30 protein-coding genes and 1 pseudogene are annotated in these 25,293 nt (G+C 63.3%); 19 read left to right on the top strand and 12 right to left on the bottom strand.

Annotation, left to right across the window (positions count from 1 at the left end; translation table 11 throughout):
- Positions 1 to 38: 38 nt before the first annotated feature.
- From AC5RWA_RS15125 to AC5RWA_RS15110, 4 genes are all read right to left on the bottom strand, one after another.
- Positions 39 to 191, bottom strand: a complete 153-nt coding sequence (locus AC5RWA_RS15125) for a hypothetical protein (protein ID WP_494058184.1) — start codon at positions 189 to 191, stop codon at positions 39 to 41.
- 906 nt (positions 192 to 1,097) lie between these two features.
- Positions 1,098 to 1,559, bottom strand: coding sequence for a suppressor of fused domain protein (locus tag AC5RWA_RS15120; RefSeq protein WP_494058183.1), 462 nt, complete (start codon positions 1,557 to 1,559; stop codon positions 1,098 to 1,100).
- Between the two features lie 93 nt (positions 1,560 to 1,652).
- Positions 1,653 to 2,057, bottom strand: a complete 405-nt coding sequence (locus AC5RWA_RS15115) for a hypothetical protein (RefSeq protein ID WP_494058182.1) — start codon at positions 2,055 to 2,057, stop codon at positions 1,653 to 1,655.
- A complete protein-coding gene (locus tag AC5RWA_RS15110; RefSeq protein WP_494058181.1) occupies positions 2,054 to 2,758 on the bottom strand; it encodes an SOS response-associated peptidase in 705 nt (234 codons plus the stop codon). Before AC5RWA_RS15110 ends, AC5RWA_RS15115 begins: the two co-directional genes overlap by 4 nt.
- A 102-nt stretch (positions 2,759 to 2,860) precedes the next feature.
- Here AC5RWA_RS15110 and AC5RWA_RS15105 point away from each other — a divergent pair, with 102 nt between their 5' ends.
- The 3 genes from AC5RWA_RS15105 (at position 2,861) to AC5RWA_RS15095 (ending at position 5,536) form a co-directional block, all read left to right on the top strand.
- On the top strand, positions 2,861 to 3,661 hold the full coding sequence (locus AC5RWA_RS15105; RefSeq protein ID WP_494058180.1) for a hypothetical protein: 801 nt from the start codon (positions 2,861 to 2,863) through the stop codon (positions 3,659 to 3,661).
- A gap of 138 nt (positions 3,662 to 3,799) precedes the next feature.
- Positions 3,800 to 4,099 carry a DUF4193 domain-containing protein gene (locus AC5RWA_RS15100; protein ID WP_494058179.1) on the top strand — a complete coding sequence of 100 codons (300 nt, stop codon included), beginning with the start codon at positions 3,800 to 3,802 and terminating at the stop codon, positions 4,097 to 4,099.
- Between the two features lie 429 nt (positions 4,100 to 4,528).
- Positions 4,529 to 5,536 carry an NYN domain-containing protein gene (locus AC5RWA_RS15095; RefSeq protein ID WP_494058178.1) on the top strand — a complete coding sequence of 336 codons (1,008 nt, stop codon included), beginning with the start codon at positions 4,529 to 4,531 and terminating at the stop codon, positions 5,534 to 5,536.
- A gap of 307 nt (positions 5,537 to 5,843) precedes the next feature.
- Here AC5RWA_RS15095 and AC5RWA_RS15090 read toward each other — a convergent pair whose 3' ends face one another.
- On the bottom strand, positions 5,844 to 6,899 hold the full coding sequence (locus AC5RWA_RS15090; RefSeq protein WP_494058177.1) for a hypothetical protein: 1,056 nt from the start codon (positions 6,897 to 6,899) through the stop codon (positions 5,844 to 5,846).
- Positions 6,900 to 7,113: 214 nt separating this feature from the next.
- On the opposite strand from AC5RWA_RS15090, the gene AC5RWA_RS15085 reads away from it, so the two are divergent.
- Complete coding sequence (locus tag AC5RWA_RS15085) at positions 7,114 to 7,566, top strand: hypothetical protein (RefSeq protein WP_494058176.1); 453 nt, start codon at positions 7,114 to 7,116, stop codon at positions 7,564 to 7,566.
- 91 nt (positions 7,567 to 7,657) lie between these two features.
- Here AC5RWA_RS15085 and AC5RWA_RS15080 read toward each other — a convergent pair whose 3' ends face one another.
- Positions 7,658 to 8,083, bottom strand: a complete 426-nt coding sequence (locus AC5RWA_RS15080; RefSeq protein ID WP_494058175.1) for a hypothetical protein — start codon at positions 8,081 to 8,083, stop codon at positions 7,658 to 7,660.
- A gap of 109 nt (positions 8,084 to 8,192) precedes the next feature.
- A complete protein-coding gene (locus tag AC5RWA_RS15075) occupies positions 8,193 to 9,383 on the bottom strand; it encodes a hypothetical protein (protein ID WP_494058174.1) in 1,191 nt (396 codons plus the stop codon).
- Positions 9,384 to 11,148: 1,765 nt separating this feature from the next.
- Between AC5RWA_RS15075 and AC5RWA_RS15070 the strand changes: the two genes are divergently transcribed.
- Both AC5RWA_RS15070 and AC5RWA_RS15065 read left to right on the top strand, forming a co-directional pair.
- Entirely contained in the window at positions 11,149 to 12,771 is a 1,623-nt protein-coding gene (locus AC5RWA_RS15070; protein ID WP_494058173.1) for a competence protein CoiA family protein, read from the top strand.
- A gap of 86 nt (positions 12,772 to 12,857) precedes the next feature.
- The gene (locus tag AC5RWA_RS15065; RefSeq protein WP_494058172.1) at positions 12,858 to 13,364 is read left to right on the top strand and encodes an HAD domain-containing protein; all 507 of its coding nucleotides are present in this window, start codon (positions 12,858 to 12,860) and stop codon (positions 13,362 to 13,364) included.
- A gap of 1 nt (position 13,365) precedes the next feature.
- Here AC5RWA_RS15065 and AC5RWA_RS15060 read toward each other — a convergent pair.
- The 3 genes and pseudogenes from AC5RWA_RS15060 to AC5RWA_RS15050 all read right to left on the bottom strand — a co-directional run bounded on the left by AC5RWA_RS15060 (position 13,366) and on the right by AC5RWA_RS15050 (position 14,913).
- Positions 13,366 to 13,694, bottom strand: a pseudogene (locus AC5RWA_RS15060) (M15 family metallopeptidase).
- 39 nt (positions 13,695 to 13,733) lie between these two features.
- Positions 13,734 to 13,868, bottom strand: coding sequence for a hypothetical protein (locus tag AC5RWA_RS15055; RefSeq protein WP_494058171.1), 135 nt, complete (start codon positions 13,866 to 13,868; stop codon positions 13,734 to 13,736).
- A gap of 262 nt (positions 13,869 to 14,130) precedes the next feature.
- Positions 14,131 to 14,913 (bottom strand): hypothetical protein, encoded by a 783-nt coding sequence (locus tag AC5RWA_RS15050; protein WP_494058170.1) that lies wholly within the window; start codon positions 14,911 to 14,913, stop codon positions 14,131 to 14,133.
- 100 nt (positions 14,914 to 15,013) lie between these two features.
- Between AC5RWA_RS15050 and AC5RWA_RS15045 the strand changes: the two genes are divergently transcribed.
- Positions 15,014 to 15,343 carry a histone-like nucleoid-structuring protein Lsr2 gene (locus tag AC5RWA_RS15045; RefSeq protein ID WP_494058169.1) on the top strand — a complete coding sequence of 110 codons (330 nt, stop codon included), beginning with the start codon at positions 15,014 to 15,016 and terminating at the stop codon, positions 15,341 to 15,343.
- Between the two features lie 250 nt (positions 15,344 to 15,593).
- On the opposite strand, the gene AC5RWA_RS15040 is transcribed toward AC5RWA_RS15045, so the two are convergent.
- Complete coding sequence (locus AC5RWA_RS15040; protein ID WP_494058168.1) at positions 15,594 to 15,872, bottom strand: helix-turn-helix domain-containing protein; 279 nt, start codon at positions 15,870 to 15,872, stop codon at positions 15,594 to 15,596.
- 381 nt (positions 15,873 to 16,253) lie between these two features.
- Between AC5RWA_RS15040 and AC5RWA_RS15035 the strand changes: the two genes are divergently transcribed.
- The 9 genes from AC5RWA_RS15035 to AC5RWA_RS14995 all read left to right on the top strand — a co-directional run bounded on the left by AC5RWA_RS15035 (position 16,254) and on the right by AC5RWA_RS14995 (position 22,069).
- A complete protein-coding gene (locus tag AC5RWA_RS15035; protein WP_494058167.1) occupies positions 16,254 to 16,727 on the top strand; it encodes a DNA adenine methylase in 474 nt (157 codons plus the stop codon).
- Positions 16,728 to 16,822: 95 nt separating this feature from the next.
- Positions 16,823 to 17,104, top strand: coding sequence for a hypothetical protein (locus tag AC5RWA_RS15030; protein WP_494058166.1), 282 nt, complete (start codon positions 16,823 to 16,825; stop codon positions 17,102 to 17,104).
- Between the two features lie 123 nt (positions 17,105 to 17,227).
- Complete coding sequence (pnuC, locus tag AC5RWA_RS15025) at positions 17,228 to 17,899, top strand: nicotinamide riboside transporter PnuC (RefSeq protein ID WP_494058165.1); 672 nt, start codon at positions 17,228 to 17,230, stop codon at positions 17,897 to 17,899.
- 1 nt (position 17,900) lies between these two features.
- Positions 17,901 to 19,007, top strand: coding sequence for an AAA family ATPase (locus AC5RWA_RS15020; RefSeq protein WP_494058164.1), 1,107 nt, complete (start codon positions 17,901 to 17,903; stop codon positions 19,005 to 19,007).
- A complete protein-coding gene (locus AC5RWA_RS15015; protein ID WP_494058163.1) occupies positions 19,004 to 19,753 on the top strand; it encodes an NUDIX hydrolase in 750 nt (249 codons plus the stop codon). Before AC5RWA_RS15020 ends, AC5RWA_RS15015 begins: the two co-directional genes overlap by 4 nt.
- Positions 19,754 to 19,825: 72 nt before the next feature.
- Positions 19,826 to 20,254 carry a hypothetical protein gene (locus tag AC5RWA_RS15010; RefSeq protein ID WP_494058162.1) on the top strand — a complete coding sequence of 143 codons (429 nt, stop codon included), beginning with the start codon at positions 19,826 to 19,828 and terminating at the stop codon, positions 20,252 to 20,254.
- A 233-nt stretch (positions 20,255 to 20,487) separates the two neighbouring features.
- The gene (locus AC5RWA_RS15005) at positions 20,488 to 21,240 is read left to right on the top strand and encodes a hypothetical protein (protein ID WP_494058161.1); all 753 of its coding nucleotides are present in this window, start codon (positions 20,488 to 20,490) and stop codon (positions 21,238 to 21,240) included.
- A complete protein-coding gene (locus AC5RWA_RS15000; RefSeq protein WP_494058160.1) occupies positions 21,233 to 21,523 on the top strand; it encodes a hypothetical protein in 291 nt (96 codons plus the stop codon). Before AC5RWA_RS15005 ends, AC5RWA_RS15000 begins: the two co-directional genes overlap by 8 nt.
- Positions 21,524 to 21,580: 57 nt before the next feature.
- Complete coding sequence (locus AC5RWA_RS14995) at positions 21,581 to 22,069, top strand: hypothetical protein (RefSeq protein ID WP_494058159.1); 489 nt, start codon at positions 21,581 to 21,583, stop codon at positions 22,067 to 22,069.
- 284 nt (positions 22,070 to 22,353) lie between these two features.
- Here AC5RWA_RS14995 and AC5RWA_RS14990 read toward each other — a convergent pair whose 3' ends face one another.
- Positions 22,354 to 23,022: a hypothetical protein gene (locus tag AC5RWA_RS14990; RefSeq protein ID WP_494058158.1), complete on the bottom strand. Its 669-nt coding sequence runs from the start codon at positions 23,020 to 23,022 to the stop codon at positions 22,354 to 22,356.
- A gap of 130 nt (positions 23,023 to 23,152) precedes the next feature.
- Here AC5RWA_RS14990 and AC5RWA_RS14985 point away from each other — a divergent pair, with 130 nt between their 5' ends.
- The 3 genes from AC5RWA_RS14985 to AC5RWA_RS14975 all read left to right on the top strand — a co-directional run bounded on the left by AC5RWA_RS14985 (position 23,153) and on the right by AC5RWA_RS14975 (position 23,896).
- Positions 23,153 to 23,308 (top strand): thymidylate synthase, encoded by a 156-nt coding sequence (locus tag AC5RWA_RS14985; protein WP_494058157.1) that lies wholly within the window; start codon positions 23,153 to 23,155, stop codon positions 23,306 to 23,308.
- A 62-nt stretch (positions 23,309 to 23,370) separates the two neighbouring features.
- Positions 23,371 to 23,643 carry a thymidylate synthase gene (locus AC5RWA_RS14980; protein ID WP_494058156.1) on the top strand — a complete coding sequence of 91 codons (273 nt, stop codon included), beginning with the start codon at positions 23,371 to 23,373 and terminating at the stop codon, positions 23,641 to 23,643.
- Between the two features lie 64 nt (positions 23,644 to 23,707).
- Complete coding sequence (locus AC5RWA_RS14975; protein WP_494058155.1) at positions 23,708 to 23,896, top strand: hypothetical protein; 189 nt, start codon at positions 23,708 to 23,710, stop codon at positions 23,894 to 23,896.
- Positions 23,897 to 25,293: the final 1,397 nt, after the last annotated feature.

The following is a 25,293-nucleotide window of genomic DNA, read 5'->3' as shown; positions in this document are numbered from 1 at the left end:
TGCTCCAGATCTTGCCCGCCGGCTATGGCGCCTCCATATCAGTGGCACGGGCAGCAGCAACGCGCCGTCGCCGTCATGTACTCGTAATCGGGCTCCAGGTCGACGTACCGGGCCTCCGCGGCCTCCGCTTCATCCTCCCCGGCTATCCGGTCCATCATCGCCGCGAAACCCACAGGGTCAAACTTCACCATTCGAGCAGGTTAAACGTAAGGCCCGACAGTGCAGAAGTTTGGCGACGAAATCCTCGCCCAGAAGATGGACAACCACAACTTGAAGGCATTTGGTGAGATCCGAGGGAAACAGCACGGCCACAGCCGCAACGACTCCGCAGTAGGCGTACAGCGACGGGTGCGGAAGGATCTGGGGTCGGGTTACAAGGTCTATGATCGCCTCGAAGAGCTTTTGGACACCCCATGTCAAGCGACGTCAGCGTCTGACTGGCGGCACGGCTTTGAGGGTTTCTGAGAAAATCTGGCGATTCCACGGGTCGGGGTGCGGCAGCCTGCGCCTGGACTATCGCCGCCTCCCAAACCCGGGCAGCCCACCGGGTTTTATCGAGCTGATTCGGCCTCGGGGAGGTGCTGGACGCTGTCCTCCGGACCCCGGGACATACGGCGGGTATCGATTGACGTGCGAAATATCCGAGATAACGCCTTCGATTTTCCGCAGCAAGTCCTGCCGGGCTCGAGAATCCTTAATGTCCTGAGCTTTAGATCGGACTTTCCCCGCCCCGACGCGGACGGCACCTGCAATCCGTTCGTAGTTCTCATCCCTGTCACTCCAAAGCTTCAGCACGAACAATAGTTGGCGCTCAAGCTTTTCGACGTCGTCCTTAATTTCCCGATACAAACTATCGTTCGGCTCAAACTGGCGCCTTATGTCCCCCGTGTTCGTCATGCTCCAGATCCTAGATTCTGGCCCCAAAGATTCCATCAAGGGTCATCCTCTAGTGATCCGTCGCCGTAACCCTGCGCGCTGACTTGAGGTCAGCTCGTATAGTCACGAGGTCCGCGAACCACGTTCACGTTGTTCTGGGGAGAATGGCCGCCGAGGGTGCGTTCCTAGGGCTGCTGCATCGAAGGCCGCAGGCTCTTCGTTCACCCGCTCCTAAATTTCCCCAGCGAGCGTCCCAGCCAGGCAGATAACCCCTTTGTTCGTGGCTTGATCCCCATCGGCAGTCCCCGGTCCAGGTCCCAGGACTTCACTTCTTCAGCCTCCCAGATGTCGAATAGCTCGTCGGCGCGGTTGCCGTGTCTGAACCCGGCTTCCTCCCAGAAGACGGGAAGCGCGTCCAGGAAGATGACGTGGCGGCCGTCGGGCAGGTCCAGTTGAGGGATCAGGTCATCAAGACGTTCGGTAAGCACCCAGCCGGTGAACACCCGGCCCTTGATGGCCTTCCAGTCACCGGCAACGAAGACCCCGTGTCTGGGCACTGTGCCGCTCTCGAAGACGCTGAGGGCCATGTCTGCGAAGCCTTCCAGGACCGCCTCGTCACCCTGCTTCACCCCAACAAATAGCTCGTAAAAGTGGACGCCGAGGCGGGGCTCCCGTCTGGCCACTCGAAGACTCCAAGAGCCTGCCCGTCCCGGGTTCGCATCTCCCTGTAGGCCGGTTCTGCGCCGACGGCCGTCGTGTAGTGCTGGCGCAACTCCTCAACGATTACGAGTCACCCCCCCGTCGATGTCCCGGCACTGAATGTGGACCCGCTCCGGCTGCCGCGGGTCGTCACCCCAGATGCGGATTGGCGCCGCTGTGGAGCTGGTCCGGAAGCGGGCGACGGGGTTGATGTAGACCGACTGCACTTCAATTAGCCGGCGGCTGGAGTGGAGCACGCCCTCATGTAGTAATGCAAGGGCCGGGTCCTGAGGCGGGTCGGCGCTGAAACTTACTCGCACCTCGCCGTCGGCGTCGTGCTGGACCGCGACCCCCCACGCGTTGTGGCTGGACCAGAAGTTGGCTACCCCGTCGATGTCTGGAATTTCCAGCTGCCTGTTGTCCTCGGACATGAGCCAGAGCAGCCCATTGGGAAACGCGACCGTGGTCTGGAAGCTGCTCACTCGGCCGGTTCGATCAGCTCGGGCCCGTTGTTGCGGACGCTGTTCACGCGGTCGCTGACGATTCTCGGGGTAAGCGTCGGCTCCGGCAGGGAGTCCAGCAGGTGCTGCACGTCCGCTTTATCGGTCAGGTCGGGATCCAGCCACTCGGCGAACCGGTCCCGCGGGATGATGACCGGGCTCCGGTCGTGGACGTGTCCCAATGCGTCCTGCGTCGTTGTGGTTAAGACCGTGCAGCTAAGCAGCCACCGCTCCGGATCGTCCTCCGGCAAGGAAGGGTCAGCCCACCACACGTACAGGCCCGCGAAGCCCAGCAGCGGTTCTTTCTCCGAGTACAGGTAGTTAGGGATCTTCTTGCCGTCCTCGGTCTTCTGCCACTCGTAATATCCTTCGGCCGGGACGATGGCCCTGCGCTTCACCGCAGCCTTCCGGAACGAGGGCTTCTCGAGGATCGATTCGCTGCGCGCATTGATCAGCTTAGAGCCGATCTTGATGTCCTTTGCCCAAGACGGGACCAAGCCCCAGCGGGCGATCAGCAGATGTCGCTCGATACTGCCTTCATCCAGACGCTCAGCCACAATCGGCACGGCCTGGGTGGGTGCCACGTTCCAGCTCGGCGGCGGAGGCGTGCCCTCGACTTCCTTGGCCTCAAAGGCAGAGAGCAGGTCCCCTGTGGCTTTCGACATCACGTATCTTCCGCACATGGGCCCATTTTGCCGCATTGAAAACGGATGGTGATGTCCGCGCTGCCCAGGGCCGGGAGAAACCTTCTTTATGCGGGAGAGCGGCGGGAGGACTCTTTGCCCATGAACGAGGAGGAGGAGAGGCGCAGGACAGTCCGGTGGATCAGCTGGATCGCAGGGCTATTCGTCTTGCTGCTGTTTTTTGGTCTCATCGACCTGAGCGTTCCATTGTTCTTCCAGTCCCGGCCGGAGTTCACCGAGAGCTACTTGCTGGAGACGGGCTGGGGCGTCCTGTTCACGTTCTTCGTCGGTATACCGCTCTGCGTCCTCGGTTCACGCCCTGAGAACGCCTCGGCGGCCTTGATTCCGGTTGCAGCAGCGACCGCTGTGCTTGCTGCCGCAATTGTGTCCGTCCGCCCCGGGCACCTGCCGATAGCTGCGGGTCTGCTGATCCCGTCCGCTGTGAAATTCCTACCGGATGGAAACAGGGAACTCAAGGCACTCCGTACGGCCGGCACGTTCCATTGGCCCACCCTTGCCCTATCGGTACTCGCGCTTCCCGTCGCCGTTATGTTTGCCGCCGAGATGGCGACAGCAACGCGGGAGGGGCGGGATCCTGTTGACCTCACCTGGGATTTCGACCACTGGCCGATACAGGCCGCCGCAGGATTGGTGATCCCTTTGGCTGGAGCGCTGCTTTCGATAAGGCTTCCGGGCTGGCGCCTCATGGTGTTTATCGTCGCTACGGGCGCTGCCTGGTTCGGAACGGTGAGCACCGTCTACCCAGACCATGCGGGAAGCCTTGGCCCGGTCACCGGCTGGACCTCCATTATTTGGGCCGCAGGGCTCGCCGGTTTGGCTTTTCACAAACGGGTAGAGCCACACTCCATCCGTCCGGGGGCAACCTCCCCGAGGCTCAGCTAGTCCCGCCCTGAACCGCAAGCGCTCAGGAGCCTGCTGTGCCTCCTCTTGCGCCTCAGTCTGCCCGCTGTGGAATAGGGTCAACATCGTGTACGTTGCATGTCGGACAAACCCGAATCAACAGAAAAGAGAAGCACCTTCGTGGCAGCCGATTACGACGAACTGCGCACTGACGTCAAGGAATCCCAGAACGATTCCCTGGAGGCCCTGCAGTCCGCCAAAGCACCCGATGCGAAGTCCGTCGTCCTGGAGCTCGACGAGGCGGATGTCTTCGACGGTCTCACCCCAGGTGGCGAGTTCATCGCCGAGGAACTTGTCGTAGAGGTCATCCCGCAGGCAGACGACGAGTTCACCTGCTACTCCTGCTTCCTGGTCCGCCACCGCTCCCAGGTCGCCAAGGAGAAGAACGGCCACGCCTACTGCATCGAATGTGTAGGCTGAGCCAAGGTTCTGGCCAGCGGTAGGTGACGATGCCTGGGACCGAATAAGGCCCGAGTTTGGTACGGAGCCGCTTGCGGATGCGACCGCCAGGTTCCGCGCCAGCTCGGACCGGCCTTTGCCGCAGCTTATGCGGGGGTGCATTTGCGACGGCACCTTCTGTCCCGGCTTTCAGTTCCGCGACGGCGAACCTGATCCTGCCGTGATGAGGCTCTTCGACGTGGCGCTGGACCTGAAGGTCCCGCACAACGTTTTCGCGGCCTGGATGGTCGCTCCATTGCGTTCCCTCGGAGCATCCAGATACGTTGACGTCCTCCGCAAGGGTCAGGAACTGGAGCTCGAACTGGCTGCTTTCGCCGACTGGTACAGGCCAGTCCCGTCAAGCGCTGAACCGTTCCAAGGGGGTCGGTACCTGCCTGTACGGTTGAGTCCATGGTGACCCAGAGTGCGATTTTTGTTGATGCCGGCTTTCTCCTCGCAGTAGGCGGTACGCACGTCGCGGGCACCTCCCTCCGGTCGGCCTTCAAGGTCAACTACGAGAAGCTCATCCAGGGCATCTTGAAGCGCACCGCGGAGCATTCAGGCCTCGATGTTCTGCGAGTCTACTGGTACGACGCCTCCAAGGACGCGCTCTTCACTGACGAGCACAAAACCATCGGCCTGCTCCCGGATGTGAAGGTCCGCCTGGGCCGGATCTCGTTCAACGGGGACCAGAAGGGCGTGGACCTCAAGCTCGGGCTGGACCTGGTTGGCGTGGCCCGGAACCGGGCCGCCTCCGTCGCCTTCCTGATGTCCGGCGACGATGACTTGGCAGAGGCCGTTGAGGAAGCCCAGGACCTGGGCATGAAGGTCGTCCTCGTCGGCCTGGACAACCCCAACCACCGGCTCGGCGTCACCTCCGTGGCCGAACACCTCGCCCTGCGAGTGGACAGCATCATCACCCTGCCGACCTCGCTCATCGAGGAGTGCTTCACCAAAACCGTCGCCGAGGCACCACGGCCCACCCCGGCCTTGGCTGTCCGGCCACCTGTCCCGTCTCCTGCCATACCTGCCCCCGGTCCCCGCCCGTCCGACCTTGCAGCCCGCCCCGGCCCTCCAGCACGGGAGCGGATGGTCCTGCCGGCGCCGCGGACACACAAAACCGAGGCTCACCTCGTCTATAGCTCCGGGGGATCCGGGCCCACCATCCTCCCCACCGAGGACAGCGCCATGGACGTCGCGCACGACGTTGGCGAAAGTGTCGCCGCCAGTTGGTACGGCACCATCACCCAGGGCGAACTCAACGAACTCCTGGCCGACCGGCCCATCCTTCCCGCCGACATCGACCGGGTGCTCCTAAAGGACTGCGCCCAGCGGATCGGCGAATACAAGACTGACCTGCAGGGAATCCGGCGGGCGCTGCGGGAAACGTTCTGGACGAAGTTGGACCAACTCATCTAGGCGCCAGCCGTGGGCTCCCGCGTAATGCTGATTTAACAGAAGAGCATGCGGGGCTTAGGAGGGGCCGATGTACCCCTTGGCCATTCGGTAGTAGCTACCTCACCGCATGTGCACCTAGCTCCACAGGACTTTCAACCCTTTCGGGCCGATTCCATAGAGGATCGCTTGGCGGCGGCCGTGGCTGCCCCCATGGAAAAGCCGTCCCGTTGGCACGGGACGGCTTCTCTATGGCCAAAGACTTTCAGATGGAACCGCGGCGGTCCCCACCCTGTGGTGCATCCGGGCAGGCGGCTCCATCTGAGCGTCGTTACTTCAAAGTCGCGGACCAGTCTCCGTCAGCAGTCACCTTGTACAGCCCTGGGGCCCAGACGACCGTGCCGGTGTAGGCGCCGATCTCATTGAGGAGCAGGTCCGGGCGGGTACCGTACGTGTGCACCGCTATGTTGGACGTGCCGTTGTGCGTGAAGGTCGCCGGCTTGGCGGCACCCTTGTAGTAGAAGACATCGTCCCCGTGGCCGGTCATCGGCGCTGAACCGTCGAAGGACCGAACGCTCGTCAGCGGGACAAGCTTGACCGTCCAGTTGCCGCCGGCGGTGATCTTCAGGGCCGTCGTCTGGTCCCGGCTGCGGGCATCGAACAGAACGGTGCCGCTGTAGTTGCCGATCTCGTTCACCAGCAGGTCGGTGGTGTCCATCGTGGCGTCCAGGGTGTGGACGGCGAAGTTGCTGCCGCCGGTGTGTTGGATGATCGCAACCTGGGGGCCAGTGCCGTGCTTGGTGATCGTGACAACGTCGTCCCCGAAGCCCGCGTACTCCTTCGGTGCGGCTGCAGCCTCAGCGGCGGCCTTGGCTGCGGCTTCCTCCGCTGCCTTCCTGGCGGCGATGTCGGCCTCTGCCTTTTCCAGGGCCGCCTTGGCAGCCTTCTCGTCGTCGTACTCCTTGGCCTGCTTCGGGCACATCTCGACGACCTTGCTGGCGGCCGCCTTGAACGGCTCAGCTACAAACTCGTAGCTGGTCCCTTGCGCGGCGGCCAGGTCGTTCAGCGGCTTGGCCATGTCGGTGATCAGGGGCTTCAGCTCGTCATTGGCGGTGTTGCCGACGAACTCGAGATCGGTGGCGAAGATCTTCGCCTTGGTCTGATCGGACTTGGTGATCGCGTCAGGGAGGTTGGACAGGAAGGCCACCGCTCCGAACATCCGGCCCTCATCACCATTGGCAAAGAGCTGGTGGCAGGTCTGGTCTGCTGTGAACGCCGCCTTGGTGGTTTCGGGTGCGGCTTCCGGCGATCCGGCGCTGGATCCTCCGCCGCAGCCGGTCAGCGCCAGGACGGCAGCTGCTGCTGCGACCGGGAAAAGCTTATTCAATTGGTCCCCCATGATTCGATGAAATAACGGAATCGTACGTCACGGCCGGGCATGTGACTTGCCGGGCCGCGTCATAATCCGGTAGGGAAGCTCAGCGCTGGACTTCCGGGGGACGTTGGGTGCCTGGCACTTCCCAAGAGAAGAGTAACCAGCGCCACCATGCGGGGCCGCGGGAGCGGTGAAAAAACGTCGGATGAGTATGTAAAAGTGATTCATGAAGAAACTCATCGCACCCCTCGTGCTTGCTGCTGCCCTTGCCCTGACAGGCTGCGGCGGAGCAAGCACCGCCCCGGCAGGTGCTGCCGATTCCAAGACCACTGAAGAAGCACCCAAAAAGGCTCCTGACCTGACCGGGGCATGGAAGCAGAGCAACCCCAACAGCGAGAAGTCCTACCAGCAGGCCACGATCACCGCCGACACCATCACCGTCGAATGGGTCAGCGACGGCGGCAGCACGACCTCGATCTATTGGGTTGGAACGTTCGCTGCGCCGACTGACGCCACGGAACCATACACCTGGACCTCACAGAGGGACGCGGCGGCAACCGACACGGCGCTCCTGGCATCCACTGACGACGCCAAGGAGTTCAAGTACGAAGGCGACACCATCAGCTACAAGGTCAGCGCCCTTGGTACCACGACGACGGTAAATCTCAAGAAGAACTGATCCCCGGCACGAAGAACGACCCGGCCAGCATCGTGCTGGTCGGGGCGTTTTTTGACTGGCAAATCGATCTCCAGAAGCCGCCGCAGGCAGGTTACGCCTTACCTTGCCTGATCGCTTCCGCTTCCATCATGGCCACGTACTGCTTCACACCGAGGATGACTTCGCGGTCACTCAAGCTGTCCTTTAGCATCCCGAGGCTTGTGTTGATCCTGATGATCTCGATCTTGTACCACCCGTTATCGGTCATGCCCGGCCTCAGTGCAGGCTCGGCCTGCCGGTACAAGTCCTCCATTGCGCCGACTGCAGCGATGGGCTCGCTCTGCTCCTTATTGGCTATGGCTAAAGCTTCCTTCAAGGTGGTCGGCTCGAGGTCGGCGGTTGGAGTGGGCGCGGCGCTTGTGGTGACGGCCCTAGGCGATGAAGCGGTGGCAGTGGCAGCGGTCGGAGTCGTCGTAGGGGCGGAACAAGCGCCCAAGGCAGCAGCGAGCAGGACGACGAGCAAAACTGAAAGTTTCATTGGATCCAATTGAAGAAATACGGTTGATAGCTCACCGAGAATAATCGCTTCTGTCTTCGACCACGGCGAAGGGCTGATCGGCGTGGCGACTTACGAACGGCGGCCCGGGTTACAGCCGTAGCCGGGGAGGGAGCTTCGCGTCGCCGGCGCTGCCGGTTCCTTGGCCGAGGGCGCGGCCGCGGGAGAGCTCAGGCCGAACGGGTCCGGGCACGGGTGCCGTTTCGCCGGCACGGTCCATGGGTGAGCCAATGAAGTGTGTCCGGTCGCCGCCTCGCATCCAGTGCGGCGTTGCCGCCAGCAGTGGTGCCTGGTCAACGACGGCGGTGGCGTCGAAGGTCTGCCAGGGCGTGAAGGCGTAGTCGCCTAGCAACTGGCGCTTCACCCATTTGCCGGGGCCGTGCACGTTGTTGAGGGCGAAGTCGGCGGCGAGGGTGAAGAAGTCCTCCGACAGTTCATGGCGGGCCGGGAACCACTCGTCCCACGCGGCGATGCCGATCCGTGCGGCGGGGGAGTCGGTCCCGGTCCCGGGGAACTCCTTCAGGACTGCGGCGACCCGGCGGTAGATCTCATGGCGCGGATCGCCGGACCTGTCCTTGGGCCGGTCCGGGTGGGGTGCGGCGATGAAGACGACGGTGAGCCCGGAAGTTTCCAGCGGGCGTTCGTTGATTAGCTGCGCCCAGCGGCGGACCTTGTTCTCCAGGGACCGGGAGGCGGTGGCGGTCAGCTCGTACGCGATGCGCAGCCCGTCCGTGCGGACGATGGTCCCATCAGCCCGGCGGTTGTCCGGGTTCTTCACCTTCTTGCCCAGGCCGGTGCCGGCGAGCAGATCAACGGTAGAGAACTTCTCGCCCAGGACAGCGCCGATCGGCAGGTACTCGGCCGCGCGCAGGGCGAGCTCGGTAGAGAGCAGGTTGTGCCGGTCGTACTGGCCACCGCCGGACCAGGGATAGCCGCCGGTGACGGAGATCCACTCGGGCCAGGTCAGCTCCGGTGCGATCAGCTTGTCGAAGGTCTCGGAGTTGGACGGCCGGTACAGGGAGTTGCGGTCCAAGGCCCCGTCGGAGACGCCAGGTGCGGAGTAGGTGCCGACGTCCAGCAGGAGCAGGGAGATGGACGCGGCCAGGTTGGAGGAGGCAGAGTTCAGGTACAGCCGTGACCCGGTCATGGCCGCCAGTTGCTCGGCGGAGACGGTCCGCCAGGAATCGATGACACCCCATACGGCCAGGCGTTCGCGCCGGCCCTGGTTGATGGTGAGCAGGCGCATTGCCTCGTCCTCATCCAGGAGGTAGCGGGCGTTCACCGACGAGGGTTTGGCCTCTTTCCGCTGCTGAAGCAGGGGCCGGTTGGACCAAGCGGCCTGGGAACCGGGCGCCCACAGACGGTCCCAGTACGGGTCGCGGCGGGAGTGGGTGGCCAGCTCATCGTCAGAACAAGCGGACGGAATGAGCGAGGCGTGGACTGAGTCGGCGGCCGCGATGCCGCGTGGGGTCAGCGTGGCGATGGGACTGCTCCTGCAGGGATGGGCCGGGCGTAGCCCTAGGCGAAGGTGGACATGGTGGTTTCCAAGTGCCCCTGTGGCAAATGGAAGAGCGTGGACCCTTAGTACCATGCGTAGAGCCAGCCCCTGGCGCTGAGAAACCTCACACCCCGGATAACCGCGATTCTGAATCACCGTTTTGCTAATGGAAAACCCGGTTATCCCCGGAAGCCGGGATCGGGCCCCTCACCCCCGCTTCAGGCCTCTCCCACGTGTGGTTTGTGGAGGAAAGGAGCCCTCATCTTCTCGGATCCCGCCTGTATCTCCCTGTGTGCGGCATCCGTCGCAGAGGAGCAGCCCTGAGGGCCGCTGGCCTTCGTCCCATTCGGTGGCCGGGCTCCGCCCTGGGCCTCACCCATCATGGCCCTCCGGCGGACCCCCAATCCGACGGGGCTGCCGTCCCGGCCCGTCAGCCTGCCGCCGCCTAGCAAGGGGCGCCGCCCCAGGATGAGCCACTCATCACCCAGCCTCGGCTGACCGTGAGCCGGCTTGGTAGCGCTTCGCGCGGACACGTCGTGGAACAGTCGGTGCCTTGTCCTGCAGAGGGCTCGTGGTGTTAGGGGCTCCCCCCCGGGAGGGCAGGGGTCATCGACGAGTGGAAGCGTCAAGTCATCGATCCGTCATCGCGCTGCGCGAGCAGCGAGGAGGAACGAAAAGTCATCTCGGCGTGGCACGAGACGGTACACGATCCGTGCGGCCAACGAACAGTCCCCCGGACGGACGAAGTCCGGCTCCAGGCCGAAGGCCCCGTCCTTGCAGGCAGGCCATCTCATGAGAAGCCCCCGCTGCTAAGCAGCAGGTCAACGGACCGACAACGATCAGCCGGACGAGGAGGGAAAGGGCCGGCGGCAGCCGGGCCGGGAACACTCACAGGGGAACGAGCAGACAACGATTCGTGACACGAGACGCCATCCTTTCGGGCCAACTCCCCGGCGCGAAGCGCCTAACCACTCAGCCAGAAGCCCCAGGGGAAACGAGAAGCCAACGACCAGTCCAACGTTACGGGCGGCGCAGCCGCCTTAGCCCCGCAGGGAAAGCCCAGGCCAACAGTGAAGGCAGCCCAGCCGGGTGCCCCAAGGAGCGCAGCGACGCCGGCACCAGGCGGGCGGGCCCCGCACCGGACCAGGGCGCGCAGCGCCCAACGCCCAGGTCCTCGCTCAGCCCGGGGCGCCGCGCCAACGAACAGCCAGGCCGCGCAGCAGCCAAGAGGTCAACAAGAAGAAGACGAACAGTGTGACGGACGAGAAGGAAAACTTACCGGGGAACTCAAAGGGTCCGGGCGAAGGCGCGAAGCGCCTGAGCCCCTCTTAAATATGCCGACCTCCGACCTTCCACCGACCAAACTCACAGCGGTCACGGGCACTCACAGGCCGGCAAGGCCTGAGGCTATCGCCCGCCCGAACGCCGCGCGTCCGGAGAGCCGACAGGCGGCCCGTGGAGTCAAGAGATGTTGATGGCGGCAGGCGTAAGACGGAAGGTAGATTGACCGCCAGGATTTACTGCCGGGACGGGGGCTTGGATGCAGTTGGTGGCGTACGTGAATGATGAAAGGGTCGACGCGACCGAGATGCCGCATCCGCTGTGGCGGGCGTTGAACACCAGGGTCGACTACGCGGACCTCGTACTGGTTGAATGCGGGCTGCGGGCAAAACGCGTGACCTCTCCTAAGGGCCGGCAATTCTTCGCGCACTATCCATCCGTGGACTGCAGGGTTGAGCACAAGTCCGAGTCGGATCAGCACCTGATAATGAAGCAGTCGCTGAAGGACAGGATAAACGCGGCCCCTGGCTGGAGCGCGGATGTGGAGGTCTCCCATCCGGAGCGGGCATGGACCGCTGACGTCATGGCCACCCACGGCAGCGGGAAGCGTCTTGCCTTCGAAGTCCAGCTCTCGCAGCAGACCGAAGAAGAGTACATCCGCCGCTCCCAGCGCTACATCGATGACGGCATCGGACCAGTGTGGGTAGTGCCCGCGAGCCTCGACCACGTCACGGTGCGGTTGCCGATGATCGTGACCGGCTTCGGCAAGACCAGCCCCCTGCCCGAGGCGCCGGCTGACCTCATGAACTGGATTGAGTACCAGCCCATCGCCGGAGTCATGGGCCGGGTCGGGGCCATGGTGGACACTGTCCTGGGACCGTCCTTCCGGTGGCCGCACGGAACACCGCGGCACCAACTGGAGGAGCGCAAACGCCTGGCCCGGGAGGGAGCAGAGCGGGCCGCCGCCGCACAAAAAGAAGCAGACCGTCTGGCCCGGGAGCAAGAAGAGCGTCGGGCTGCCGCCCAGAAAGAGGCAGAGCAACTGGCGGAGGAGAAGCGGCTCGCGGACGAGAGAGCCGCGCTTGTCGAAGCTGAACGGATGGCACGGTTTGTTGACTCTGCGGCAGCACCGGAGCTCCCCGACGTGGAGCCTGTCTTTGCGGAGACAACTATCTGGGCGAGTGTCGTCCGCTGCCTGGAGGCGGGTCATCCCTCGCTGATTTGGCTATCGACTGACCCGGGAACGTCGAAGGCCGGCGATCAGCAGTGGATGCCAAGGTCGGAGAACTTTGACAAGGCCCGTCCGTATGTCGATCGCTGGCTGACCGAGTCCGGGAGCGGACTGGAGAAGGCCGGCGTCCACCGGCTCAAGGGCAATTCACGGGCTTTCACATGTCCGGTGTGCAAGGACGTCATCTGGGGACGATGGGTCACGTCGCTCCCGCTGGCCAAGTGGTCGGTCATCGCCGAAGACAGTACTTCCCCAGAGGTGGATTTTTCGGTGTTCACCCCGTGGCCGGCCCCAACACCTCTGGCGCCCGTACGGGTCATACAGAGTCAAGCCTCCGGTCACGAGCCCGTTTTCCGCGTGCCGCCGGTGCATCGGCCGGCCGTCATTCAGGAAGGTGACCCGGAGTTCAACGGACCGAGGCGCTGGGCGCATTGGATGTCTGAGGCCCGAGATGCGAAGGAGATCGAGGAACGCCAGGCGGCCAAGGACGCAAGGGCGGCACGGCTCCGCGCGATCAGCGAGAACCCCCGTTACATCGGCAGCGCAAACGGCTTCCGGTTTCAGTGCAGCGACTGCGGAGGAGTGTTCGAGGACGATAACGAGGGCATCCATGCGGACGCTCAATGCCTGGCAGGCGGCAGGTCATCTGGCTGGCGTTAGCAGCTGGGTAGCAGCTGGTCTGGGCGCCATCGGTCCCTTGGCTTTACGGCTACCGCCAGGCACGCGGACGGACTAGGGTCACGTCCATGAAGCCGATCATCCTTCTCGACATCGACGGCGTGCTCAACCCCAAGGTCCGCCGCGGGGACGGCGACAGCCCGGACCCGCAGCTGTCGGACGGGAAGGTTGCCCTGGTGCGGCGGCTCGCCACAAAGGGCCGGATCGCATGGGTGTCCACCTCGCCGGCAGACGTCGTGTCCAGTCTGGAGGACCAGCTGCAGCTCGAGGTGGAACCGTTGCGCGTGACCCTGGCGATGAAGGACAGCGACCTAGATGAGCCGACGCCGAAGCTGCGGTCAATCGCCAGATGGCTGGACCGGATGGATGCTGCCGGCGAGGCGGACTGGGACTCGGTCGTGTGGATCGATGACGTCCTTGGACCGGACGTGCACGAGTGGGCCCACGACTACGGCAAGCCTGTGCTGTTGGAGAAGCCGGTGCCCGACGAGGGGTTGACGGAGGCGCACGTCGTGGCGGTCCAGGTGTTCATCGACAGTGAAGGGGGTCGGGGGTCCGACCCCTCCCGCGGATGACCTAGCCCTCACCGACAGAACCGAGGTAATCCTCCAGAGTGATGCCGCCGGCGGCAATGATCGCGGCCGCGTCGGCGCCGACGTATCGAAGGTGCCAGGGTTCGTAGGCGTAGCCGGTGATGTGCTGGGCTCCCGGTGGGTACCGGACGATAAACCGAAGCGGTGGGCGTTCGCTGCCGCCCAGGCTGCGGCCGGCTGATCCGCAAAGCATGCCGTGATGCTGCATGTCCCGCTGCCGTCACCGATGTCCATGGCCCAGCCGGTCTGGTGTTCGGAGTGGCCCGGGCGTGCGCTGACAACCTCGGCTGCTTCAGCTCCGAGCGCGGACATGTGGCTTTCACGGACCATGGCCTGAGTGGTGAAGGAGCGTTACCCGCTGACCAGGGTGATGGCCACGCCGTCGGCGCGGGCGGCGGCGGACCGGCGCAGCCGATCGGCCATGCGGTGGCCCTGCTGGGTGAACTCCTTGCTCAGCTGCTCGCGCATCCATCCGGGCTGGTTCATGTCCTCAGTCTTCATCAGACCCCGGCCTGCTCGCTGTAGCGCTGGAGGTCCTTCTCCCAGATCTCGGACTCGGCCTTCTTCGGTGAAGGTCAGAGCCATCCCGGGATCCAGCAGGGGTGACTCCAGTTGATGCGCGGGTCAGCGGGTTCGACGTCGGTCAGCGCGTAACCCAGGACTTTTCGGATGCGGAGTGACATGGGCCCTATGTGTGCGGAGCTCCGGAGTTCGTGCAGTTGGCCGCGCGCCGGGCTAGTGCTTCGAGCTAAGGAGTGACGGTGACTTGGCCTGAATGGCGTCTGAGGAATTCCACGGCCAGGTATGTTTTGACGTTCTCCATGGACAGATAAGGCGTGGGCATGTCTTCTCGGCCGTACTGCTGTTGGACGAGCAGGTTCCCATAGGGGTCAACGCTAAAGTAGTAGCCGAAGACGGAAAAACGTTGCCGCAGGGCCCCCCGGAGGCGGGAACTGCTGCCGCGGATTTGACGAGTAGACGGGGAGTAGTGGCCCCCTTCCAGGGAGTACCTCCAGATGTCCCCAGTCGGGAGAATCATCTCGGTTCGAAAGTAGCTCCATGCCTGATTCCTCTCGTCCCGCCACACGAATCCGTAGGGGGAAGAGGCCCTAAGCCCAAGAAATCTGGTTTGACCGAGTTCAAGCCTACGGGGTTTGAGTCTTGTTCCGAGATACTGCGCCAGGTCCTGGAACTGCGAGAAGAGATAGTCCTCGGCTCGTTCCCTTGTTTGGTCGCGGTGTTGCGATTCCAATTTTGCTTCCTCTTCGGCACGGGCCTGCGCCGCTAGTTGACGCTGCACGGCATCTTCAAGTCCACCCATGCCCCGATGGTAGCGGTTCGCCGCCGTGCGGGAGCGGTTTGGTCGGAATAGCTTGTCGGTGGCCTCTACACGGTCCAGCGGGATATGTCGGCTCTTTGCCTTGCCGATTCCGAAACTGGTGGGCGCAAGAATAGCCGGCGCCGCTCGACGGCGGCTGGGAGGACGAGCAGGATGGTTCGTGCCGATGAGGACATCATCCGGTGCCAGCATACCTCGCGCGTAGCCGCAGGCCCGGTTGTGCTCGGGATCATGTGCACCCTCATCAGCGTTGCACCCGCCGCTGAGCAGGCAGGATGGTTAGGATCTTCGGATGGCTACACGCACTGTGATTGAACTGATTGATGACCTCGACGGATCCCAGGCGACCGAAACCGTCCGCTTTAGTCTGGACGGAACCGAGTACGAGATTGACCTGGCCGGGCAGAATGCCGACGAGCTGCGCAGCGTTCTGGCACGTTTTGTAGGCGCCGGCCGGAAGGCGGCGGGCAACACAAAGTCTGTCCCTACCATCCGTCGCCTTGCGCCTGCGGCTGATGTGAAGGCCGTGCGTGCCTGGGCGGCAGAGAACGGCATCGAGGTCAACCCCCGCGGCCGGGTCAAGTACGACGTCGTACAGCGCTATCTGTCGGAGTTGAGCTAGCCCAGTCTTGAATGCGCAAGTCCCGAGTCCTGTGCGGAGGTTTCAGCTTCCAACCACGTGGATGGCGACACTCCACCACGTCCGCAATACGGATGCTCCGCGATGGCTTATTGATTGCCTCTGTCCGCCCAGGAGCTTGCCTTGGGCCGCCATGTCATATTCGTGGCGGAACCAGCACAAATATGAAACATCGCATGTGCGTTCCCGCGACGCGCCCTGGTCGTGCCCAATTTGCTGTGAATTACAACCCCTAGGCCTTGGACAGCGCTGTCGCCTTTTCTGAGGATCCACCGTGGGACTCGGCATGCTCCGCGAGGACCCGTGCAGCTGTGGACTTTGCTGTTCCCAACTGCTGGGCGATGGCCCGCTGAGAGAGCTTCTGGCCGGCCCGTTCCAGGATGCGCTCCGGCTTCACTTCAGCCTTGGCCCGGTTGGTCCAGAGGGGTGGCCCACAAGTTGTCCACGGACGGTCCACTAACTGGTACCGCTGCCCCGCAGGTGGTCCGGCAATTGCCCCAAGCTGGTCCACGGTTCTGGTCCAACCCTTTCTTGGATCAGTCGGGTCATGGCCCGTTTGCGCCGTTGGGACATTGTGCCGACCGGGGGAGCAACAGCCAGCTGTCCTGTAGTCTCGCGGCGAAGAACAGGCTGATCGGCATGATCGAGGCGGGGAAGGCACCGAAAATCACGTTGCCGTTCAGCCGTACGAGGACACCCCTCAAGCAGTGTGGGGCCGTTCTGGTTCACACATCCAGTGGGCTGTGGACCGGCCTGGCCCACCCATGGACCAGTAGTTGTGGCCCACCCCGTGGACCATCCGTGGGCCAGTGGTGGACCACATTGGACCGGTTGTGGACCACCTTGGACCAAGGGTGGTCCGCCCTAGTCCCGACGGCCGACAGAAACGCACATGTCCGCGCAGACGGGTCGCGACACCATCGGCGCACGGTTCAACGCCCCGGCCCTGGCGGATCGCATACGCGCCGTCCACGCACTGGGGGACCGGTTTAAGGTGTTCACAGGGGACGGCATCAGCTTCCTGGAGGACCTGCCGGCATCGGGAATCCAGGACGAGGTCTTCTGCTTCGTGGATCCGCCCTACATCGGGGTGGGCAACGCCCTCTATGCCATCGGCATGAATGACGACCTCCATGAGCGCCTGGCCCGTGCCCTGAACCGGCTTACCGCCCCATGGCTGCTCACCTACGACGCCCATCCGCAGATACCTCTGCTCTACCCACGCTCAGAGGTCGTCGAGTTCGACATCCCTTACACGGCCGGTAGTTCCCGCGTCGGGACTGAATATCTGGTCCTGGGCCCCGGGATGCGGCTCCCCGAGGCCAACCCGCTCGGGAAGGGCGAGGTGCAGCTCCTCGCGGCCTAGACGCTTCCGGCTTTGGCCGCCGACGAGGTCGCCGTCCTTCTCCGCACACATGGGACTGGAACGGGCGGAATGGCCGCCCGGAATCGAAGGCAGTCATGACCGAAACAGTCCCGAAGCTCACCGACCTTGTCCTGGCCACCCGCACCATCACGGAGCAGGGCGGCGCCTGCCCCTTCCAGGCCCAGGGAACCATCCTCGGCCAAAGCTTCTACTTCCGCTTCCGCAACGACTACGCCTCGCTGTCCGTCGGAGAAGCGGAGCAGGTGGGCATCAGCGGGGTGACCGGGGACGACTACGCCGGCTCACTCACCAGCGACGAGTTCGAGAAGCTCTTCCGCAAGCTCCTCAAGCGGTACCTCAAATCGCTCAAGCTCTGACGTGGGTTCAGAGGTTGCGCAGCCGGCCATCTGTCGGCGACGGAGGTCACGCCCCTAGTTCTTGTCACTCTGATAAGAACTAGGTTATTCTCAGTATGAGAATAACGAAGACCGACGATCGGAATGACGATGACAGCCCTGCTCGACTGGATGAACTCCGCAGCAATTCCCAACCTCCTTGGCGCTCCCGTCAGCTGGATCGAAATCATCGGCTTCGTCACCGGAGCAGCCTGCGTCTACGGGGTCGCCAGGCAGAAGCTGTGGAACTGGCCGATTGGGATCCTGAACAACATCGCGTTCATCATCCTGTTCCTGGGCGCCGGCCTCTACGGTGAAACCGTTCTGCAGGTCATCTTCGCCGCCGTCGCCATCTACGGCTGGATCAACTGGATCCGCGGCAGCAAAGCCACCGCCGCAAAGAATGACCTTCCCATCCGGGACACCACCACCAGGGAAGCCGTTCTCGGCATCGTCGCCACCCTGGCCGGTACCGCCGCCGTCGCGATGGTCCTCACCCACGGCACCGACTCTCAGGTGCCCTGGCCGGACGCCTTCGTCCTGACCGCCTCCCTGGTTGCCACCTACGGCCAGGCCAAGAAGATCTTCCAGCACTGGTACGTGTGGATCCTCATCGACGTGGTCTCCATCCCGCTCTACTTCAGCCGCGGCCTGACACTGACCGGCATCCTCTACATCGGCTTCCTCGCCCTGTGCATCTACGGGCTAATCGACTGGAAGCGCACCCGTGCCACCGAAACCACCCTCACCGTCGCCACCGTCCCCGCAGGAGCCTGAAATGTTCAAGCAGTCCATGGTCATCGGCAAGTTCTACCCGCCGCACGCAGGCCACGCCCACCTGATCGCCTCCGCCGCTGCCCGGTCCGAAAAAGTCGCAGTCCTCGTCCTGGGCAACCGTTTCGAGTCGGTCACGGTCGCCGAGCGGGCCGAGTGGCTGGCCACCGAGTTCGAGGACACCAACGTCCAGGTCATCGCGATGCGGAACGACTGCCCGGAGGACTACCACTCCGAGGAGATCTGGAAAGCACAGAACGAACTCATGCGCCTGGCCCTGAAAACCAACGGGATCAATGCCATCGACGCGGTCTTCAGCTCGGAGGAATACGGCACCCAGCTGGCCGCGTACTTCGGGGCAGAGCACGTCCTCGTGGACCTGTCCCGCACCACGTACCCGGTCAGCGGTACGCTCTGCCGGGACGACCTCGGCGCAGCCTGGCCGTACGTGATCGCCCCGGCCCGGCAGGAACTGGCCACCCGGATCATCATCGTCGGCGCCGAATCCACCGGCACGACCACCCTCACCAAAGCCCTGATGGACCACTACCGGCCACGGTTCCCCCGGCTGGCGGATGTCCCCGAATATGGCCGGGACTACACCTACGAGAAGTTCGATGCCCTGCGCGCCGAGAAGCCGGACGCAGAGCTGGCAGACATGGAATGGACAGCCCAGGACTTCAGCATCATTGGCGCCAAACAGAATGAGATGGAGAACGCCGCAGCCGACGTTTGCCCGCTGGTCATCGCCGACACCGACACTCTGGCCACCACCTTGTGGGAGCGGTTCTACGTGGGGGAGCGCAGCTACGGCTCCTACCACGCCATGGACAACCTGCCCCGGCGCGACCTCTACTTGATCACTGACCACGACGGCGTGGACTTCGAAGATGACGGCTGGCGTGAAGGCGAACATCGCCGGGCCGAGATGACCGAATGGTTCAAGGAAACCCTGACCGAAGAGGGCCACTCATGGATACTGGTCAGTGGTGATCACGACCGGCGCATGAAGACCGCCGTCGAGATCATCGACCTGATCCTCGCCCAGCGGAACAGCTTCAGCTCCCCGCCGTGGGCCACCCGCACTGTCCTGGAAGGAGCCGCGGCATGACGCCCGAAGCCAAGGCCGAGAAGGAATTCCTCGACAACTACAAGCCCAAGGACTACCCCTCAATCGCCCTGACCGCGGACCTGGTGGTCTTCGCCGTGACCGGGGGAGTGCTGAACACTGCCCTTGTCCGCAGGGGCGGCCACCCGTTCAAGGACGCCCTGGCCCTGCCTGGCGGTTTCGTAGGGCCCCAGGAATCAGCCGAGCAGGCAGCCTACCGGGAACTTGCCGAGGAAACGGGGCTGGAGCTCGGCCAGCTGCCTGTGCACGTCGAGCAGCTCGCCACGTACACCGCCCCGGACAGGGACCCCCGCATGCGGGTTGTCTCCGTCGCCCACCTTGTCCTGCTCGCCACCGACGGACAGGAGTTGCCGGAGATCGCAGCCGGTACGGACGCCGCGGCCGCCGCCTGGCACCCCGTCCACGAAGTCTTGGCCAGCAATAATCTTGCGTTCGACCATCGCGCCATTCTCCAGGATGGGCTGGACCGGCTGGCCGGCAAAATGGAATACACCATGGTGGCCGCCCGACTGTTGCCGGACGAGTTCACCATGACGCAGCTGCGTACTGTGTACGAGGCGGTCTGGAATGCCCAGTTGGCCCCCGGGAATTTCACCCGCAAGATGACACCCCAGCTCGAAGACACCGGACGGAAAACCCGCAGTGCAGGAGGTGGGGCCCCGGCCACCCTGTTCACGGCCACGGACCGACCGATTCACCCGCCACTTACCAAACCCAGGGCGGCCTAAAGTGCATGTGGCATGCGATTGGTTCTTCCACCGGTCGTCGTGCGGACGGCTGGTAACCGGGATGGAAACGGAATGACGCATACCGGCAGTGACGTAGAAGGCGGGGCCGAGAGCCAAAAGGCACCTAGACCAAAAATGAAATGGTATTGGAAGCTGGCTGGATTAGTGTTCTTCGGCTACACCATTTTCTATATGGTGATGCTCCCTCTGGACTTTGTAGGGATTGAGAGCATCCGATGCGAGGTTAGCTCGGCAAAGCCCGATAAAAGTTCTGGTGGCTCCAGAGGTTCGGCTTCAACAGCAAGCGTCATGGTTGAGACGACTAACTGCGGGAGTATTTACGTCTCTCCTGGGGTGACTTTCGATAATCGAGACGAAGTGGCTGCATCCTTCAAAGCTGGCAGCGAATACGAGTTCGACATGGGTTGGTTTTCCAGAGTGTGGACCAAAGACATCATGCAAGGGACTCCATCGGTGCACGACTATCGGCTGGTTGACTGATTGCCCCGCTCGTTGGATGGACAGCGCGGGTGTACTGAAATCCGGTAGGGACTGTTGTCCGAATGCAGGCGGAGCAGGATGTACTGGGGCTGAGGTGTCCCGGCACACTCGCTATGGGTCGATGCGTTGGTTGAGCTTGCCCCCTGTAACCGTCTGACCGGCGGATATAGAAAAGGCGAGGTCGGATACGCTATCCCTAGCCGGTCCGTTACCGGCACGTAATTGGGGGAACAATGCGCATCAAAACCGGGGCCGGACTATGCCTCGCCATCCTTGCCGGACCACTGCTCCTGGCCACGCCTGCTTCCGCCGCCGAGGTCTGCGCCATAGCGCCCAACGGGGCCCAGTACTGCTGGGTCGACGGTTCCGGCGGTGTGGCTCCGGGCACGGGCAGTGTTGGGGGAGGGGGTGGCATCGTTGCCCCGCCGCCAGCGGCACCTGCTCCAGCCGCCCCACCATCTGCGGCACCTGCTCCGCCGCCGGCCTACGTCCCTGCGCCCATTGCCCCAGCTCCGGCCGCTCCTGCACCAGTGCCTGTCCCTGCCAATGTGCAGCAGAACCTCCAGCCCGTTGGGCCGGTCGCCCAGGTGCCAGCCCCGGCTGTCGTCCGCGTACCGGCACCGGCCAATATTCCCGGCGCTCCTGTTGCCGTCGAACCTGCAGGTCAAGCGCCTGCGGCCGAGGCAGAGGTCCCAGCTGGTGGGGCGGCGGAAGCCGGGGCAGAGTCGACCGTTGACACGGCAGCTGCCTCCGAGGCGCCCTCCGCATCTGCCAGCCCGTCAGCCATTGGTTCTGCGACGGCTTCAGAGAGCGCCGCGCGGCTCGTGATCAAGGCGGACACCGCATCGGCATCTACGGAAGCCCCAACAGGAGCTGTCCTGGTGTTCTCCGTTCTCGGAATCCTGGCCGTGGGGGCAGCTGCGGCCTACGCCTTCATCATTCGTCCGCGCCGCCTCGCCCGCAAAGTTGGAGGCCACCGTGCGTGAGCGCATCGCCGCCGGAGGCGCTGGGCTGGCCTCCCTGCTCCTCGCCGCGGCCATGGTCCTCCGTGGTGCAGCTGCTGCCGTTGTTGCCCCGGCCGAAGCCGCCGCCGAAGGTCCAACAGACGTCTCCGCAGCGGAGGCCACTCCTGCGGCTACCACATCAACTGGGGCCGTTGACGGAAACCAGGCATCAGATGCCGAGACCACCGCTGGCGGCTTCATCGCCCGAATCCTTGGCGTGCTGGTCGTGACAGGTGAGTCCTGTACTGGAGGAAGCACGACCTGAGGGACGAAGCGCCAGAACTTTGACGAAGGTACTGAGGCTCCGGTGAAGGAGCCTCCGGTGAAGGAGCCTCCGGCGCCCGCACACATGGGCCCCATGGACGCAAGGAAAAAGGCGGAGCACCTCCGCGCCGGGCGGTGGGTACATGGCCAGCTGGAAACCCTGGACCTGGTCATCGCCTACATGGAAGCCACGGCAGAGGACTCCTGGCGGGTCAAGACTGTGCGTTCAGCCGACGGGGCCACCAACTGCTTCTTCGGGCACCTGTTCCACATGGGCTCCAACGACGCCGAAGGCAGTGCCTTGTGGAACACCTTCGAGGAACTCTGGTCGACCACATACCGCATCTACCCGATCAACGACGGAGAGAGCTCGGTCTACCAGCAGGAGACACCCAAGCAGCGCGTCCTGGCGTACCTTCGCGACCTGCGCGACGGCAAGGCTGAAACCACCGAACAGTCGATGGAAGCTTGCTACCAGCTCTACATGGCGGAGGAGGCCGCGAAGACGGCAGCACCAGTGACCGCCGTCGCGGAAGTTCCCGCATAGAAGATTGCACGCGCCGGGATCAAGCGATCAGCCCCGGGCCGAGGGAAGCCGTCCGACCAGGGCCCCGGGGAAGCAAACTGGCCGGCCGTGGTCGCTGGTGCCACGGAATGCCGCACATCACCCCACCGTGGGGGTCCACGGCGGAGTCTCGGGGCTGCCATCGTGATGATCTGCACACCACATGCCTCGGTAGCCCAGTCGGATAGAGCGCCGGTTTCCTAAACCGCGGGTCGCTGGTTCAAGTCCAGCCCAGGGCACAGAGGTGAGACGGTGCCCGTGCAGACCTACCTTTCCTCAGGTCTGATTACCGGAGTCACAGCGCTGACCTCTTCACAGCTGACAGTCTCAAGTTGATACCTGCCGTTGATGTAGACAAGCAGTCGATCTTTGGAGGGTGACATGTTCTGCACATCATCTGGAGTGGCCGGGTAAAAGACGTTTTCCGCCCCGCCGGTGTAACCCGATACCGTTTGCCCGTTCTGAACTGTCATCCGGTGATGGACGGTTGTTCCTTGGTTATCGAATAGGTAGTCGAGCCCAACAGCCGAGCAATCGGTCGTGAAGACTTCTATTTGGGTGTACAGATCAGCTAGCGCAGATCCAGGTATTCCGTAGATGCGCAGGTCGGCCTTCCAAAGCCCGTCATCGCCGACGCCCGGAATACCTGGACTCCTGCAGCCTTCGATGCTGTACGTCTGGGGCGTGTTCACTCCAATGCGGACTGGTTTCCCTTGCGCGTCAGGATATTTCTTTCGACACTCTGCTACGGGATCAGGCCCTGGCTGTGCAGCCATAACACCCCACACCGAGGCAGCTAAGCCGATGGCGACAGGAAAGATAATTTCTGGCCGCTTCCAGAAGTTCGACCAGGTGACCCTCCCGCCGGAATCATCCGGGCGAGCCTGGCCGGTTGGCTTAGCGCTCATATGCGGAGTATCCGCCGAGGTGATCATGGGGTCAACTGTTTACTGACCCCATTCGGGAAGCGCCGGCATCGGCAACGAGCCAAGAGTCTGCATGAAGCAAGGAGACCCCCAACGGAAGCCATCATGACCAACACCCCTTATGAGGACCTGCTCCGCCATGTTGTGGAGACCGGCACCCCACCGCAGCGACCGCACCGGCACCGGCACGATCGGCATCTTCGGCGCCCCGATCCGCTATGACCTGAGCAAGGCGTTTCCGCTCATCACTACCAAGAAGGTGTTCACCCGCGGCATCATCGAAGAGCTCCTGTGAATCCTGGACGGCGACACCAACGAACACACCCTTCGGGACAAGAACCTGAACATCTGGAAAGAATGGGCCAAAGAAACGGCAGCCTCGGACCCGTCTATGACCACCAGTCGCGCCCCTGGGACGTTCCGGGAGCAGAGGGTGGCGGCTACATCGATCAGATCGAGGTGCTGCTGGAGGGTCTGGTGAAGGCCCCGCTCAGCCGCCGGCACATCGTGAACGCCTGGAACGTCGCCCGGATCAACGACATGGCGTTGCCGCCGTGCCACACCATTTTCCAGTTCCACGTCACCCCGGACGCAGACGGCGACCCCTGGAAGCTGAACTGCCGTCCGTGACGCCCAAGATCGCCGGCCGCTTTGACGGCAAGGCCGTGAGCGAGATCGTGAAGTCTAAGCTGGGATGACGCAGAGCGTGGACATCGTTCCGGGGACTTACCAGCAGGACCAGTACTGGGCCGACGTCGCAGGCAGGGAAGCACCAGCTCGACGATGTGCCGGACCTACCTGGCCAAACGTCCTGCCCTACTCCATCGACCGGGCCGAAGAACTGTATGCCCTGGACAAGGGCAGAAGTCCGTGCCCGGCATGAGCGTGGACGATGCAAGATTCGGCTACTTCGCGGGCCTACGACTGGTTGGAATCCAAGAGCCAATCTCACAGGTTGCGTGAGGCCCTGCAGCGGCACGTGCAACGATGGCTAGGGTGTCGAGGGCAAGCATCTGACCTTCGGACCCCAGCTACGGCTCATGGAAACCTCCACGGCTTCAGCCACGAAATGAAGCTCGAGACGACATGACCACGTCTGGAACGGCCGGACGAGGGCGCCGCCCAGTCGACCACAAAGCCGAACAGCAGCAATTTAGGCGCCGGGCTCCGCCTGTGCCCACTTCGCCAGTGTCGTCACCTCCTAAACAAGGTCACGTACCCGACCGGAGTGGTGCGCAGGGAAGCATCGAGATCCCTGAACCCACCTCGGTCGGTTTAGCTCGGCTCCCGGGTGAACGGCAGAGGAACCTGCAAAAAGTCGCGCTGGCGCCCTGAAACCTACTTTTGTGGGGTGAATCCCACCCCTTACCAGCTCCAAACCGACCCCCGGTCGGTCTAATTTATACCCGTTTTGCCGCGGATTCTAGGGGTTTTGGGTGTCGCAAGAGGGGTAAACCGACCACACCGACCGGGGAACAACATCTCCATAAGGGAACAATGATGTGTTGTGTTTTGGAGGAGGGAACATTAACACTTTGAGAGCCCCTATATGTGTGTGTTTTAAGGTAGGTAAGTAGGTATAGATAGATAGAAGGGCCCTTTCGCCCTTTATTTCCGGGCTTTTTGATCCCGAAATTCTTCCTACCCCCCGGTCGGTCTTGGTCGGTTCCGGTCGGTTCGACACCGACTAGCCGTTTCCCGGCCCAGCAGGAACGCTCGGAGCCCGCAGCCAGCGATTTCGGCGACGACCGCTCTGGCCTCAAACGGCTTCTCACCGTCCGCCTCCAACTTGGATCGGCCGCACACTAACGGGCATGACCAACTCCCGATCGAAGTGCCGAACAGCGCTTTCCCGAAGTCCCTGCCGTTCATCGCGAAGCATGATCCACGTCGTGTTGGGTCCCTCCCCCCCGTTCTCGAGCATCGAAACCCTGCTGCTTGGATCCCGGGAAATGGGTGGATGAGACATCCAACAGCGGTGCGAGCAGCTGAACTGGTTCGGCCTACGCATGGTCAATGGCAGAGTGAGGCCGCGTCAGCGCCACCACTCCAGCACCGGAGACTATCCAGGCGCGTTTTCTTGAGAACTTCATAGAGCAGTTTGGTATCTGATGGTTTGGTGGCCGCGTCGAAGCAGTAGGAAAGCGAGCGTTTGCCACTCCGAAGTGAACGTATGCGGGAATCCAGGGTGCGGGTGGAACAGTGTCGGAAGGGCGCGGGGGCAGACCCGGCGGTTACTACGGCCCACGCCGAAGTGCATGTGCGCGGGAGCCCAGGGTG

The organism is Arthrobacter sp. 210 2 (assembly GCF_059093025.1).
The sequence above is the reverse complement of the archived record's forward strand: the minus strand, read 5'-3'. Positions and strand labels throughout refer to the sequence as shown.

Coding starts and splice junctions, on each gene's coding strand:
- AC5RWA_RS15085 (WP_494058176.1), top strand. CDS start 7,114: ATGAAGAAACTCATCGCACCCCTCGTGCTTGCTGCTGCCCTTGCCCTG.
- AC5RWA_RS15005 (WP_494058161.1), top strand. CDS start 20,488: ATGCGCATCAAAACCGGGGCCGGACTATGCCTCGCCATCCTTGCCGGA.
- AC5RWA_RS15125 (WP_494058184.1), bottom strand. CDS start 191: ATGGTGAAGTTTGACCCTGTGGGTTTCGCGGCGATGATGGACCGGATA.
- AC5RWA_RS14980 (WP_494058156.1), top strand. CDS start 23,371: ATGGGCCAAAGAAACGGCAGCCTCGGACCCGTCTATGACCACCAGTCG.
- AC5RWA_RS14990 (WP_494058158.1), bottom strand. CDS start 23,022: ATGATCACCTCGGCGGATACTCCGCATATGAGCGCTAAGCCAACCGGC.
- AC5RWA_RS15045 (WP_494058169.1), top strand. CDS start 15,014: ATGGCTACACGCACTGTGATTGAACTGATTGATGACCTCGACGGATCC.
- AC5RWA_RS15105 (WP_494058180.1), top strand. CDS start 2,861: ATGAACGAGGAGGAGGAGAGGCGCAGGACAGTCCGGTGGATCAGCTGG.
- pnuC (WP_494058165.1), top strand. CDS start 17,228: ATGACGATGACAGCCCTGCTCGACTGGATGAACTCCGCAGCAATTCCC.
- AC5RWA_RS15035 (WP_494058167.1), top strand. CDS start 16,254: ATGTCCGCGCAGACGGGTCGCGACACCATCGGCGCACGGTTCAACGCC.
- AC5RWA_RS15065 (WP_494058172.1), top strand. CDS start 12,858: ATGAAGCCGATCATCCTTCTCGACATCGACGGCGTGCTCAACCCCAAG.
- AC5RWA_RS15080 (WP_494058175.1), bottom strand. CDS start 8,083: ATGAAACTTTCAGTTTTGCTCGTCGTCCTGCTCGCTGCTGCCTTGGGC.
- AC5RWA_RS14985 (WP_494058157.1), top strand. CDS start 23,153: ATGTTGTGGAGACCGGCACCCCACCGCAGCGACCGCACCGGCACCGGC.
- AC5RWA_RS15030 (WP_494058166.1), top strand. CDS start 16,823: ATGACCGAAACAGTCCCGAAGCTCACCGACCTTGTCCTGGCCACCCGC.
- AC5RWA_RS15095 (WP_494058178.1), top strand. CDS start 4,529: ATGGTGACCCAGAGTGCGATTTTTGTTGATGCCGGCTTTCTCCTCGCA.
- AC5RWA_RS15015 (WP_494058163.1), top strand. CDS start 19,004: ATGACGCCCGAAGCCAAGGCCGAGAAGGAATTCCTCGACAACTACAAG.
- AC5RWA_RS15050 (WP_494058170.1), bottom strand. CDS start 14,913: ATGCTGGCACCGGATGATGTCCTCATCGGCACGAACCATCCTGCTCGT.
- AC5RWA_RS15020 (WP_494058164.1), top strand. CDS start 17,901: ATGTTCAAGCAGTCCATGGTCATCGGCAAGTTCTACCCGCCGCACGCA.
- AC5RWA_RS14975 (WP_494058155.1), top strand. CDS start 23,708: ATGACGCAGAGCGTGGACATCGTTCCGGGGACTTACCAGCAGGACCAG.
- AC5RWA_RS15110 (WP_494058181.1), bottom strand. CDS start 2,758: ATGTGCGGAAGATACGTGATGTCGAAAGCCACAGGGGACCTGCTCTCT.
- AC5RWA_RS15055 (WP_494058171.1), bottom strand. CDS start 13,868: ATGAACCAGCCCGGATGGATGCGCGAGCAGCTGAGCAAGGAGTTCACC.
- AC5RWA_RS15010 (WP_494058162.1), top strand. CDS start 19,826: ATGACGCATACCGGCAGTGACGTAGAAGGCGGGGCCGAGAGCCAAAAG.